The organism is Flavonifractor sp. An306, assembly GCF_002159455.1.
Classification (GTDB): domain Bacteria; phylum Bacillota; class Clostridia; order Oscillospirales; family Oscillospiraceae; genus Flavonifractor.
This window is the reverse complement of sequence record NZ_NFIQ01000086.1, coordinates 1-13034: the sequence shown is the minus strand read 5'-3', so window position 1 is coordinate 13034 and position 13034 is coordinate 1. Positions and strand designations below refer to the sequence as shown.

At 64.9% G+C, this 13034-nt stretch carries 14 protein-coding genes; 8 read left to right on the top strand and 6 right to left on the bottom strand.

Annotated features, from left to right (window positions below):
• Window positions 1-132 precede the first annotated feature (132 nt).
• From spoIIR to B5F88_RS16515, 6 genes are read right to left on the bottom strand one after another with little or no spacing between them, the layout of a single operon-like run.
• Entirely contained in the window at window positions 133-777 is a 645-nt protein-coding gene (spoIIR, locus tag B5F88_RS16540) for a stage II sporulation protein R (RefSeq protein ID WP_087348277.1), read from the bottom strand.
• 55 nt (window positions 778-832) lie between these two features.
• Window positions 833-1717 (bottom strand): 4-(cytidine 5'-diphospho)-2-C-methyl-D-erythritol kinase, encoded by an 885-nt coding sequence (gene ispE / locus B5F88_RS16535; protein WP_087348274.1) that lies wholly within the window; start codon window positions 1715-1717, stop codon window positions 833-835.
• Between the two features lie 12 nt (window positions 1718-1729).
• A complete protein-coding gene (locus tag B5F88_RS16530; protein ID WP_087348272.1) occupies window positions 1730-3010 on the bottom strand; it encodes a DUF1015 domain-containing protein in 1281 nt (426 codons plus the stop codon).
• Window positions 3011-3034: 24 nt separating this feature from the next.
• Complete coding sequence (gene thrH / locus B5F88_RS16525; RefSeq protein WP_087348270.1) at window positions 3035-3637, bottom strand: bifunctional phosphoserine phosphatase/homoserine phosphotransferase ThrH; 603 nt, start codon at window positions 3635-3637, stop codon at window positions 3035-3037.
• Window positions 3638-3651: 14 nt separating this feature from the next.
• Window positions 3652-4839, bottom strand: coding sequence for an aminotransferase class I/II-fold pyridoxal phosphate-dependent enzyme (locus B5F88_RS16520; RefSeq protein ID WP_087348268.1), 1188 nt, complete (start codon window positions 4837-4839; stop codon window positions 3652-3654).
• Window positions 4836-5312, bottom strand: a complete 477-nt coding sequence (locus B5F88_RS16515; protein ID WP_087348266.1) for an Lrp/AsnC family transcriptional regulator — start codon at window positions 5310-5312, stop codon at window positions 4836-4838. Before B5F88_RS16515 ends, B5F88_RS16520 begins: the two co-directional genes overlap by 4 nt.
• A gap of 265 nt (window positions 5313-5577) precedes the next feature.
• Here B5F88_RS16515 and B5F88_RS16510 point away from each other — a divergent pair, with 265 nt between their 5' ends.
• The 8 genes from B5F88_RS16510 to B5F88_RS16475 all read left to right on the top strand — a co-directional run.
• Window positions 5578-5901 carry a hypothetical protein gene (locus tag B5F88_RS16510; RefSeq protein ID WP_087348264.1) on the top strand — a complete coding sequence of 108 codons (324 nt, stop codon included), beginning with the start codon at window positions 5578-5580 and terminating at the stop codon, window positions 5899-5901.
• Window positions 5898-6956, top strand: a complete 1059-nt coding sequence (locus tag B5F88_RS16505; RefSeq protein ID WP_087348262.1) for a V-type ATPase subunit — start codon at window positions 5898-5900, stop codon at window positions 6954-6956. Before B5F88_RS16510 ends, B5F88_RS16505 begins: the two co-directional genes overlap by 4 nt.
• 17 nt (window positions 6957-6973) lie before the next feature.
• Entirely contained in the window at window positions 6974-8923 is a 1950-nt protein-coding gene (locus B5F88_RS16500; RefSeq protein ID WP_087348260.1) for a V-type ATPase 116kDa subunit family protein, read from the top strand.
• 20 nt (window positions 8924-8943) lie between these two features.
• Window positions 8944-9342 carry an ATP synthase subunit C gene (locus B5F88_RS16495; protein ID WP_087348258.1) on the top strand — a complete coding sequence of 133 codons (399 nt, stop codon included), beginning with the start codon at window positions 8944-8946 and terminating at the stop codon, window positions 9340-9342.
• A 1-nt stretch (window position 9343) separates the two neighbouring features.
• Complete coding sequence (locus tag B5F88_RS16490) at window positions 9344-9652, top strand: V-type ATP synthase subunit F (protein ID WP_087348256.1); 309 nt, start codon at window positions 9344-9346, stop codon at window positions 9650-9652.
• Between the two features lie 24 nt (window positions 9653-9676).
• Window positions 9677-10279, top strand: coding sequence for a V-type ATP synthase subunit E family protein (locus B5F88_RS16485; protein ID WP_242959848.1), 603 nt, complete (start codon window positions 9677-9679; stop codon window positions 10277-10279).
• Window positions 10280-10303: 24 nt separating this feature from the next.
• Entirely contained in the window at window positions 10304-12073 is a 1770-nt protein-coding gene (locus B5F88_RS16480; protein WP_087348254.1) for a V-type ATP synthase subunit A, read from the top strand.
• Window positions 12074-12095: 22 nt separating this feature from the next.
• On the top strand, window positions 12096-13034 hold a 939-nt coding region (locus tag B5F88_RS16475), incomplete at its 3' end, for a V-type ATP synthase subunit B (protein WP_087348253.1).

Sequence of the window (13034 nt, the reverse complement as noted above, 5' to 3'; positions counted from 1 at the left end):
CTCGTCCTGCTGCCGCTTTGGGATACAAAAGCCCCGTTCAGTACAGAACCGAACAGGGCTTTCGATAAATTCACTTTTTCTGTGTCTACTTTTGCTTGACAAGTGCAGCGTGCCGGGCACGCTCCGCTTGTTTTATTCCTCCGACAGCCAGTGCTGGAAGTCCTCCCACAGCTCCATGGCCCGGAATTTTACCACATAGCCCTCGTCCTCGCCGGTGATCAGGGACACCTGGTCCTGGCTCAGCCCTGCCTGGAGGGCGGTCTGGGCGGCGGGCTCGCTCACCGAGCCCAGGCACAGAGGCGGGAACACCACGCACCACCAGTTGCGGCCGTCCCCCTCTCCGATGACCACCCGCAGGGCGGTGTACTCTCCGGCGGGGAGGGCGAAGTCCTCGTATTCCTTGGTGGGGAACCAGTAGTTCTCCTCCAGAGAGGCGGTCACCGGGTAGTCGTATCCCGCCGCCCCCACCGTCTCCGCCCCGGCGGCGGCCAGGTCGGCCAGATGGTCCCGAAGGATGGCCTCGGTCTCCTCCCGGGTGGCTCCGGGCTGGAAATAGGACTCCGCCACCTCCAGCACCCGGTCCCGCACCTGGAGCTTCAGGGCCTGATCGGCCTCCGAATCGGAATTGGCCAGCACGTGGAGGCGGATGACCTGGTCGGCCAGGTCGCTCTGGCTCTTGTCCAGCCATGCCCCTAGCAGGGCGGCCAGGGCCACCCCCAGCAGCAGGGCCAGCTCCCACCGGCGCAGCGTATGTGACTTGCAGCTTTGCTTATTCATGTAAAAACACCGTCCAAATTGGATTTGACTCCATTTTGGACGGCGTTTTGCTTTTTTATACCTTTTTTTTCATAAGGCGGCCGGTGGTCTCCACCAGAAAGGTCTCCCGGTACAGCGGCTTCAGGGCGGCAAAGGCCTCCTCCGCCGCCGTCTGCCGGTCAAACAGGCCGAACACGGTGGAGCCGCTGCCGCTCATGGAGGCGCCCAGGGCCCCGTGCTGGATCAGGGCGGTCTTGATGGCGCATATTTCCTGATACCGCCGTTGGGGGAGGGCGTCCTCAAAGACGTTGTACATCCGCCGGGCCACCCCCGGCAGATCCCCCGCATCCAGGGCGGCCAGCAGTCCGGCGGTGTCCGGCCTGCGGCGGATGCGGCAGCCGTCCAGGGTTTTGAACAGCTCCGGGGTGGACACCGAGAAGGCCGGCTTGCACAGCACCACCTGACAGTGGGGCAGGGGAGGCAGGGGGGTGAGGATTTCCCCCCGGCCCTCCGCCAGGGCGGTGCCGCCCCCCACGCAGTAGGGCACGTCGGAGCCCACCAGGGCGCCGATCTCTTCCAGCCGCTGCTGGGAGACCTGCAGGCCCAGCGCTTCGTTCAGCCCCCGCAGCACGGCGGCGGCGTCGGCGCTCCCTCCCGCCATACCGGCGCACACGGGGATCTGCTTCTCCAGCCGGATGGACAGCCCGCCCGGGTCGGCCCCCGTCTCCCGGCAAAACGCCAGCGCGGCGGCGGCGGCCAGATTGTGCTCGTCCGTGGGGAGAAATCCCAGATTGCTCTGCATGCGCAGGGGCGCTCCCGTTCCGGTCTCCAGGGTGAGCTTGTCCCGGAGGGTGACGGTCTGCATCACCATTTTCATCTCGTGGTAGCCGTCGGGGCGCTTGTCCAGCACGTCCAGGGAGAGATTCAGTTTGGCACAGGCGAAAACCTCCGTCACTGCCATGGGCCAGCCTCCTTATCGGATTTTTCGGGCCTCCAGGTAAAAGCGCTTGTCATGGGCGTGGCCCATGGAGAAGGTCTTGCGGGGGAGCACGCCGTCCCGGATCACGGTGGGGAACAGCTGGTCCTTCCCCATGGCGGGGAGGAGGAAGGCCAGGTTGCCCGGCTGGCGGCCCAGCTGCCGGGCCACGTCTGCCCCGTGGATGTAGTCGATACGCACGCCGTGGGATTTGACATACTTGTCCAGGAAGGGCTGCAGCGTGCCCACCTCCAGCTGGGCCCTGGGGTGGGGAATGGTCACCGCGCCCTCGCCGCCGGCGTGGACGTAGCGGAGCACATGGCCCTCGCCCTCGCCGGAATGGGCGCCGGGGAAGGCGGCGCACAGGTCCATCACCAGGGCCACCGGATCCACCCCGAAGAGCACCCGGTGGATGGCCTCAAACTCCAGAGAGGAATCGTGGAGGTTCACCAGCTCGCACAGGGCGAACCGGGCGGGCAGGCTGTCCCACTTTTCGGGGGGATTGAGCTTTTTCTGCCGCTCATAGCACTCCTTGGCGGTGGCCAGGGAGTGGTTGCCATCCCCCACGGCGAAGAGCATCACGGCCCCGTCCTCCACGCCGTACTTTTTCCGGAAGGCGGCGGGATCCTCCAGGGCGCTGAGGGCCCCGGCCACCAGCTCCATGCTCTCCTGGTCCAGCTTCCAGCCGGCGATGTGGCCGCCCCGCTCCATCAGGTCGAAGTCGTACACCAGCTCCATCCGGTCCTTCCGGCTGGCCAGGGGCTCGATGACGGTCTTTTGGGGGTCGTCGGCCAGCAGCATCACGTGGGGCAGCTCCAGGGGGGCGTTCTTCCGCACCGCCACCCGGGGCGGGATACGGGACATAACGGTGCCTTCGGTGGCCCGGATGGAGGCGTCGGAGCCCGGCTCGTAGTCGTAGTCCTCCAGATCCACCATGCCCACCAGGCCCCGGCGGACCTTCCCGTCGTCCAGCCGCCGCTCCACATAGAGGAGGGCGTCGGGGAAGGTCTTGAACCGGTCCTCCCGCAGATAGCGGGTCATGGTGTTGTTGACCTCCATGATGTCGGTCTCCACATTGGGGCCGTCCAGGCAGCTCTCCGGCAGGATCAGCCGCAGGGTGGAGGGGGCGGAGCCCACATATTCCTCCACCCGCTGCCAGTATTCCGGCTGGGAGGTGTACTGGTCGCAGGCCACCACCGACCACTTGCTGTATTCGCAGTTCTGAGGCAGCAGGATGTCGGCGGGGCGAAAGGGGAGATGGTCAAATGCGTGAGTCATATTTTCTCACTCGCTTCCTGTAAATCAGTCCATGGCCCCCCGGATGGCGGCCAGAAGATCGGGAAATTCCTCAAAGGCGGGCAGCTCGGGGTGGTCGGCCTTGATCTGGGCGGTGCTCTTGAACAGGAAACCCGCCTTGCTGGCCTGGATCATGCCCAGATCGTTGAAGCTGTCTCCGGCGGCGATGGTGTGGTAGCCGATGGACTGCAGGGCCTTCACCGTGGTCAGCTTGGACTGGGGGCAGCGCATCTGAAAGCCGGTGATGGCGCCGTCGGGGGCCACCTCCAGGGTGTTGCAGAACAGGGTGGGCCAGCCCAGCTTTTTCATCAGGGGCTGGGCGAACTGCTCAAAGGTGTCGCTGAGGATGATCACCTGTGTGAAGGACCGCAGCTCGTCCAGGAATTCCCTGGCGCCGGGCAGGGGGTCGATGGTGGCGATGACCTCCTGGATCTCCTTCAGGCCCAGACGGTGCTCCCGCAGGATGTCCAGTCGGAAGTTCATCAGCTTGTTGTAGTCGGGCTCGTCCCGGGTGGTGCGCTTGAGGTCGGGGATGCCGGTGGCCTCGGCGAAGGCGATCCAGATCTCAGGGACCAGGACGCCCTCCATGTCCAAACAGGTGATATACATGTTGGCTCCTCCTTTTACCCTTCCCGCTCCTGCTTTTTCTTCAGGTTGGTCAGGAAATTATCCAGCCGGGTCAGCGCCTCGGCAATATCCTTCATCGAGGTGGCGTAACAGCAGCGGACGAAGCCCTCGCCGCCGGCGCCGAAGGCGGAGCCGGAGATCACCGCCACCTTCTCCTCCATCAAAAAGCGCTCGCAGAAGTCGTCGGAGCTCAGGCCGGTGCCCCGGATGTCGGGGAACACATAGAAGGCCCCCTTGGGCTCGAAGCAGGGCAGGCCGATGCGGCGCAGGCCCTCCACCAGGTAGCGGCGGCGGCCGTCGTACTCGTCCCGCATGTGCTCGATGTCCCGGTCGCCGTTGCGCATGGCCTCAATGGCGGCGTACTGGCTGGTGGTGGGGGCGGACATGATGCCGAACTGGTGGAGCTTGAGCATCTGCTGGATCACCGGGGCGGGCCCGCAGACGTAGCCCATTCGCCAGCCGGTCATGGCGTGGCTCTTGGAGAAGCCGTTGACCACGATGGTGCGCTCATACATGTCGGGCAGGTTGGCCATGGACACGTGGTGCTGGCCGTAGGTCAGCTCGGCATAGATCTCGTCGGAGATCACCATAATATCGGTGCCCCGCAGCACGTCGGCGATGGCCTCCAGGTCGGCCCGCTCCATGATGCCGCCGGTGGGGTTGGAGGGGAAGGGGAGCACCAGGGCCTTGGTGCGGGGGGTGATGGCGGCCTTTAGCTGCTCGGGGGTGAGGCGGAACTCATTTTCCGCCTTCAGCTCCACATACACCGGGGTGCCGCCAGCCATGGAGGCCAGAGGCCCGTAGCACACGAAGGAGGGGACGGGGACGATCACCTCGTCTCCCGGGTTTAACAGGCAGCGCAGGGACAGATCGATGGCCTCGCTGCCGCCCACGGTGACGATGATCTGGTGGGCGAAGTCGTACTGGAGGTCAAACCGCCGGTTCAGGTAGGCGGCGATTTCCCGCCGCAGCTCGGCCATACCGGCGTTGCCGGTGTACTTGGTGAACCCCTTTTCCAGGGAGTAGATGCCCGCGTCCCGGATGTGCCAGGGGGTGACGAAGTCGGGCTCGCCGATGCCCAGGGAGATGGCGTCCTTCATCTCCTCCAGAATGTCAAAAAAGCGCCGGATCCCGGAGGGCTTGACCTCCTGGATGCGCTGACTCATTATTTCGTCGTAGTTCATGAGAAAATCCACTCCTTCGGCTGCTTCTCCTGCTTTTCAAAGATGAGGTGCTTCTCCTTATATTTATGCAGGATAAAATGGGTGGCGGTGCCCGTCACATCCTCCAAGGTGGACAGCCGTTCTCCCACGAACTGGGCCACTTCCTTCAGGGAGCGGCCGGAGATGATCACCGTCAGGTCGAAAGCGCCGCTCATCAGGTAGACGCTCTCCACCTCGTCGTACTGGTAGATCCGCTCGGCCACCCGGTCGAAGCCCTCTCCACGCTGGGGGGTGACCTTCACCTCGATGAGGGCGGTGACCGCCTCCCGGTCGGTGCGGTCCCAGTCCACGATGGCCTTGTAGCCCAGGATGACCTTCTCCTCCTCGTAATGCCGGATGGCCGCCTTGACCTCATCCACGGACATGTCGGCCATGGATGCAAGCTGTTCGGGGGTCAACGTGCAATCGTGTTCCAAAAGCTGGAGCAGCTTCATGGTGTTCCTTCCTCCTGTTCCAAGAATGGTTTCCATAGCAAATAAAATAATTGAAGATAAGTTCTTTCTATTATATACGACAGGGGAAAGAATTACAATAGTGCAGTAAAGGAAGCCCCTTCTTGCACAAATAGTCCCCAAATTTCTGGCGGGGCGTGGAGGAATATTTGTCTATTTTTCCATAGAAATGCGCGGAGTGAAGTGCTATGATGACATATTATCAATAGTTGGTCCCGGGGACCGACAGGAAAAAGGCGGTGATACCGTGGAGTACCTGGACATGGTAAATCAGATCATCACGGCGGAGCACAGCGCCAAGGCGCTGGCGGAGGAAGGCCGCCAGAAGCAGGAGCAGATGGAGTCCGGCGTGGAGCGGGAGGTGGCCCAGCTGCGGGAGGACTATATGCAGCGGGCCCGCCACCGGCTGGAGCTGGTGGAGGAGACCGAGCAGGCCGGCGCGGAGGAGGAGATCGTCAAGCTGGACGAGGTGCAGCAGCGGGCCATGAAGGCGGTGGAAGCGGTGTATGAAAAGAACCGGGACGCCTGGGTGGACAAGCTGTTTGCCATGATTGTGGGCGTGGAGCCATGACGGGGGCCGGGATGAAATACGGCGCCCTGTCCGCCAAGGTGCACGCCCTGTACGGCAAGCGGCTGCGCACCGAGGAATTTGCCCGGCTGGCGGGGATGAAGAGCGAGGCGGAGATTCTGGACGCTTTGCGGCAGCATCCCGGCTGGAGCAAGGCACTGTCCCAGTGCGTCCCCGGGGGCTGGAAATACGTGGGCCGCATTGAGGTGGAGCAGGCCCTGCGGGAGGAGCTGCGGCTGGAGTACCTCAGCCTGGCCCACTACGTGCCCCGGGAGGACAGGCCGCTGATGGAGTTTCGCGTCCGCATCGCCGAGCGTACCGCCATTCTCAACGCCCTGCGGCGGCTGAAGGTGGGAAAATACGCCAAGGGGATGCCCCCCGCCCCCAGGATCGTGCTGCAGGGGAAGGTGGACTACAAGGCCCTGCGGGAGTGTACCAGCTATGACCAGCTGCTCTCCGCCGCCAAGGGGAGCATCTACTATCCGGTGCTGCTCCATCTGCGGCCGGAGCCGGGCGGGCCTCTGCCCGACTATACCACGGCGGAGAGCCTGCTGCGGACGGCCTACTTTGCCCATATGTTCCGCATCGCCCGGGAGCGGTACAGCGGCACCACCCAAAAGGTGCTGCTCCAGGCCATGGGCGGACAGGTGGACCTGCTGAATATCATCCACATTCTGCGGCTCAAGACCTATTTTCCCGACACCAGCCAGGAGGAATATCTCACCATCCTCTTTCCCTTTCACCACCGGCTCAAGCCGGAGCTCACCCGCCAGCTGTGCGCCGCCCCCGACGCCAGGGCGGTGTTTGAGCTGCTGAGGGAGAGCCCCTACCAGGACTGCTTTGAGGGGGTGGAGGCCATGGACGCGGAGGAGTACTACCGCAGGGCCCTGTATACCTTCAACAAGCACCAGGTGCTGGCGGCCCCGCCGTCCATTTACACAGCCATGGCCTATCTGGACCTGAAGGAGCTGGAGATGATGGTGCTGGTGAACGTGATCGAATCGGTGAAATACGGCGTGCCCTACCACGCGGCCCTGGCGGAGCTGGTGGGGAGCTGAGGAGAGGAGATGAGGCCATGTCAGTCGTTCCCATGAAGCTGCTCACCCTGGCCGGGCCGCTGGAGCGGTTTGACCAGGTGGTGAGCGCCTGCGTGATCGACCAGCAGTTCCATCCGGAGCCTGCCCTGCGTCTCATGGGAGAGGTAAAGGGCGTCATGCCCATGGACAGCAGCAACCCTTACGCCCCCCTGCTGTGCCGGGCGGAGGAGGTGGCCAGGGAGGCCGGGGTGGAGCTGGCTTACGCCCCCTTCCCGGACAGGCTGCCCCGCAAAGAGCTGACCGCCTATTTTGACCAGGTGGAGGAACAGGTGATGACCCTGCTCCACCGGAAGGAGGAGCTGGAGCATACGGCGGCGGAGTCGGCCGCGGCGGTGGAGCAGCTGGAGTATCTGCGGGGGATCGGCGCCGACCTGGACGAGCTGTGGGGGCTGGAGTTCTCCCGCTTCCGGTACGGCTATCTGCCCCGGGAGACCTATGACAGCTTCCAGGACGCCCTGGACCAGGAGGACGATTTGCTGTTTGTCCCCACCACCCTGGGCCCCCGGCGGGTATATGGGGTGTATTTTACCACCAAGCAGGCCAAAAGCCGGGTGGACATGCTCTTTTCCTCCCTGCATTTCACCCGGATCAACCTGGAGGTCCAGCCCCACGGCACGGTGGAGCAGGCCATCGCCGAGCTGAACGCCGGGGTGGAGCGGATGAAGGGGGAGGCCGCCCAGGCGGAGGGAGAGCTGCGGGCCCTGCGGGAGCAGGAGCGGGGGCGGCTGCTGTCCGACTACGCCTACCTGCGCTACCACAGCGAATGCCGGGACCTGCGGCGGTACGCCTGCCGCAGCCGTGACAGTTTTTATCTGGTGGGCTGGGTGCCGGAGGACGCCGTGGCGGATATCCAGGAGCGGATGGCCCAGTTCAGCGAGCTGTCCTGCGTCATCGACGTGGCCGCCGACGTGGACCGGTTCACGCCCCCCACCAAGCTGAAAAATCCCTTCCTGGGCCGGGTGTTCCAGCCCTTTCTGGAGATGTACGGCCTGCCGTCCTACCACGAAAAGGACCCCTCCCTTCTGATGGCCGTCACCTACTGCCTGTTTTTCGGCATCATGTTTGGCGATCTGGGCCAGGGGTTGTGTCTGGCCCTGCTGGGCCTGGTGCTGACCAAGGTCAAGGGCATGTGGCTGGGCAGCATCATCACCTGCTGCGGCCTGTCCGGGGCCCTGTTTGGCTGCGTCTACGGGTCGGTGTTCGGCTTTGAGGACATTCTGCCCGGCTTCAAGATCATGGAGGAGACCCAGCTGGGCGGCCTGGGGGTGGTGAGCAACGTGCTGCTGCTGCTGGTGCTGTCCATCGCCCTGGGTATCTTCATGCTGCTGCTGGTGATGGCGGTCAACATCATGAACGGCGTCAAGCAGCGGAACTTTGAAAAGATCTTCTTCGGCCCCAATGGGGCGGCGGGCATGGTGTTCTACGCCGGGGTGCTCATCGCCGCCCTGGCGGCGGTGGCCTTTGGGGTCAATCTGCTCACACCCGCCTATGTGCTGCCGGTGCTGGTGCTGCCCCTGGCGCTGATGCTCTTCCGGGAGCCCCTGTCCCACCTGGCGGCGGGCGACCCGGAATGGCGCAGCTTCTCCCTGGGGGAGGTGCTGGGCACCGGGGTGTTCGAGCTCTTTGAAACCCTGCTGAGCTACCTGACCAACACCCTGTCCTTCATGCGCATCGGCGCCTACGCCATCACCCACGTGGGCCTGATGCTGGTGGTCCATATGCTGGCCCAGCTGGCCGGCGGAGTGGGAGGCCCGGTGGGCATCGTGATCCTGGTGGCGGGCAACGCCTTCGTCATGGGCTTTGAGGGCCTGCTGGTGGGCATCCAGGTGCTCCGTCTGGAGTTCTATGAGCTCTTCGGCCGGTTCTACGACGACGGCGGCGTCCCCTTTACCCCCAAAAAGATCGACTATACCAGCCATACCGACTGAATCCAAGGAGGTCAACCATCATGCTGAAATTCATCGTACTGTGCTTTGCCGCCCTGGCGGTGCTCTCCCCGCTGTTCCTCATCGGCATCCGCAGCTATACCGGCCAGCGGGCCAAGCGGGCCCTGGGCATCAACGTGCTGTCCTTTTTCGCCTGTCTGGTGCTGGCCGCCGTGGTGGGCATCGGCGGCAGCGCCTCCGGCGCCGGGCTGGCCGAGGGCCTGAAATATGTGGGCGCCGCCCTGGCCGTGGGCCTGAGCGGCATCGGCGGCGGCATCGCCGTGGCCTCCTCCGCCTCCGCCGCTCTGGGGGCCATTTCCGAGAACGACAAGGCCTTCGGCAAGGCCCTGATCTTCGTGGGCCTGGCGGAAGGCGTGGCGCTGTACGGCCTGATCGTGGCCCTGCTGCTGCTGTTTGTGTAAGATGAAATACTTTGTGATCACCGACTCCACCGACACCCAGGTGGGCCTGCGGCTGGCGGGCATCGAGGGGGTGGTGGTGCGGGAGCCCTCCCAGGTGCGGGAGGCCATCCAGACCGCCGCCGCCGACCGGGAGATCGGGGTGCTGCTCATCACCGAGAAGCTGGCCGCCCTGTGCCAGGACTTGATTGCCCCCATGAAGCTCACCGCCCAGCGGCCCCTGGTGGTGGAAATTCCCGACCGGCACAGCGCCGGCCGGGCCCCCGACTCCATCACCCGCTACATCCGGGAGGCCATTGGAGTCAAGGTATAACCACCCGAGAGGAGGACCCTTTCCATGCCTGATATGACAGAAAAGCTGGACCGCTTTACCGCCAAGATCCTGGCGGAGGCCTCGGAGGAGAGCAAGCGGGCCATGGACCAGGCGCAGCAGAAGCGGGCCGCCGCCTTGCGCCGTGCGGAGGACCAGGTGCTCCGGGAGGCCTACCAGTATATCCACCGGGAGGTGGCCCGGATCAAGGGGGAGGCGGGGCGCAGCGTGTCCCGCCATATGCTGGAGAATCAGCGGGCCCTCTCTCTGCGGCGGGAGGAGATGGCCCAGGAGACCTTCGCCCTGGTCCGGGCCAAAATCGCCGCCTTCACCCGCACGCCGACCTATGGGGACCGGCTGGAGGAGCTGCTGAAGCAGGCCCTGAGCCATCTCCCCGGAGCGAAGGATGTGCAGGTCTGCCTCCGCCCGGAGGACAGCCAGTGGATTCCCCGCCTCTCCAAGGCCGCCGGAGGCAAGGTGACGTTTCAGGAGGGGGACTTCCGCATGGGGGGGCTGGTGGCCCGCTCCCCCAGCCTGGGCCTGCGGGTGGACGCCTCCTTTGACTGCACCGCCCAGGAGCTCTCCGGCCACTTTGCCGAGCTGTTCGGCCTGTCCCTGGCCGGCGAATAAGAGAGAAAGGATGGTGGAATCCCAATGAGCCAAGCAGCCTATACCATCCACGGCGTCAACGGCCCCGTGGTCACCGTCACCGGAGGCCGGGGCCTGGCCATGATGGACATGGTGAATGTGGGGGAGGAGGAGCTCATCGGCGAGGTGGTGCGGGTGGAAGGCGGCCTGACCACCGTGCAGGTCTATGAGGACACCGCCGGGCTCATGCCCGGCCAGCAGGTGCTGCCCCAGGGGGCTCCCATGTCCATTGAGCTGGGGCCCGGTCTGCTGCGCAACATTTTTGACGGCATCGCCCGCCCCCTGGACGTGATCCAGGACAAAAGCGGCCCCTTTATCAGCCGGGGGCTGAACATCCCCTCCCTGGACCGAGAGAAGAAGTGGCAGGTCACCCTCTCGGTGAAGGTGGGGGACGAGGTGGGCCCGGGGACGGAGTACGCCTGCTGCCCGGAGACCGCCATCATCACCCACCGCTGCCTGATTCCCGCCGGGCTGTCCGGCCAGGTGACCTGGACGGCCCAGCCGGGGGAGTACACCGTGGAGGAGCCTCTGGTGGAGGTCCAGGACCGCCATGGGGCGGCCCACCGGCTCAAGCTGGCCCAGCGCTGGCCCATCCGCACCCCCCGGCCCATGGCCCAGCGGCTGCCCATTGACCGGCCCCTCATCACCGGCCAGCGGATCATCGACACCCTGTTCCCAATCGGAAAGGGAGGCGCCGCCGCCATTCCCGGCCCCTTCGGGGCGGGCAAGACCATGACCCAGCACCAGCTGGCCAAGTGGTCGGACGCCGATATCATCGTCTACCTGGGCTGCGGCGAGCGGGGCAACGAGATGACCCAGGCCCTGGAGGAGTTCTCCCAGCTGCTGGACCCCAAGAGCCACCAGCCCCTGATGGAGCGCACCATTCTCATCGCCAACACCTCCAATATGCCGGTGGCCGCCCGTGAGGCGTCGGTGTATACCGGCATGACCATGGCGGAATATTACCGGGACATGGGCTACCACGTGGCCCTGATGGCCGACTCCACCTCCCGCTGGGCGGAGGCCCTGCGGGAGATCTCCGGCCGGCTGGAGGAGATGCCCGCCGAGGAGGGTTTCCCGGCCTACCTGGCCTCCCGTCTGGCGGAGTTCTACGAGCGGGCGGGATACGTCCGCACCCTGGGGGGCGACGAGGGCAGCGTCACCGTCATCGGGGCGGTCTCCCCCCAGGGGGGCGACTTCTCCGAGCCGGTGACCCAGAACACCAAGCGGTACGTCCGCACCTTCTGGGGCCTGGACCGCTCGCTGGCCTACGCCCGGCACTTCCCCTCCATCAACTGGCTCACCTCCTACTCGGAGTATGCCGACGACCTGAAGCCCTGGTATGAGGCGCACGTAGGTAAGGACTTCGTCCCCTGCCGCCAGCGGATCTCCAATCTCCTCCAGGAGGAGGCCAAGCTGATGGAGATTGTCAAGCTCATCGGCGCGGACGTGCTGCCTGAGGACCAGAAGCTGGTCATCGAGATTGCCCGGCTCATCCGGGTGGGATTTCTGCAGCAGAACGCCTACCACGCCATCGACACCTACGTACCCATGGACAAGCAGCTGAAGATGATGGAGCTGCTCCTCCGGCTGTACGATGGAGCCCGGGAGCTGGTGGCCCGGGCCATCCCCCTGTCCCAGCTGAAGGCCACCGGCATTTTCGACGAGCTGACCAAGATGAAGTACGAGGTGCCCAACGAGGACCAGAGCAAGTTCGACGACTACCGGCAGCGGATCGACCAGGCCCTGGCCAAGGTCCATCAGGCCAACAGCTGACGCGGCATAAGGAGCTGATACCATGAAACTGGAATATATCGGCCTGTCTGAGCTGTCCGGCTCCCTCATTGTGCTGGAGGGGGTACAGGGGGCGGCCTACGACGAGATGGCCGAGATTACGCTGGACAGCGGGGAGCAGCGGTGGGGGCGGGTGATCCTCATCGACGGGGACCGGGTGGTTCTCCAGGTCTTTGAGGGGGCCCGGGGTATTTCCCTGGAAAACGCCCGCACCCACTTCACCGGCAAGCCTATGGATATCGCCCTGTCCCGGGAGATGCTGGGCCGGGTGTTTGACGGGGCGGGCCGGCCCATAGACGGGCTGGGGGAGCTCTTTCCCGAGGTGCGGCGGAACATCAACGGCGCCGCCATCAACCCGGTGTCCCGGCAGTATCCCCGGGACTGCATCTATACCGGCATCTCCGCCATCGACGGTTGCGCCACCCTGATCCGGGGCCAGAAGCTGCCCATCTTCTCCGGCTCCGGCATGAAGCACAACGAGCTGGCCGCCCAGCTGGTCCGCCAGGCCAAGGTGGCGGGGGAGGAGGGGGACTTTGCCATCGTCTTTGCCGCCATGGGCGTCAAGAATGACACGGCGGAGTTCTTCCGCCGGAACTTTGAGGAGGCGGGGGCCCTCCAGCGGGTGGTCATGTTCCTCAACCTGGCCTCCGACCCCATCATTGAGCGCATCCTCACCCCCCGCTGCGCCCTCACCGCCGCGGAGTACCTGGCCTTCGACCACGGCTACCACGTGCTGGTGATCATGACCGACATGACCTCCTACTGCGAGGCGGTGCGGGAGTTCTCCTCCTCCAAGGGGGAGATCCCCTCCCGGAAGGGCTTCCCCGCCTACCTGTACTCCGACCTGGCCTCCCTCTACGAGCGGGCGGGCATGATCCGGGGCCGGAAGGGGTCGGTGACCCAGGTGCCCATCCTCACCATGCCCAACGACGACATCACCCAC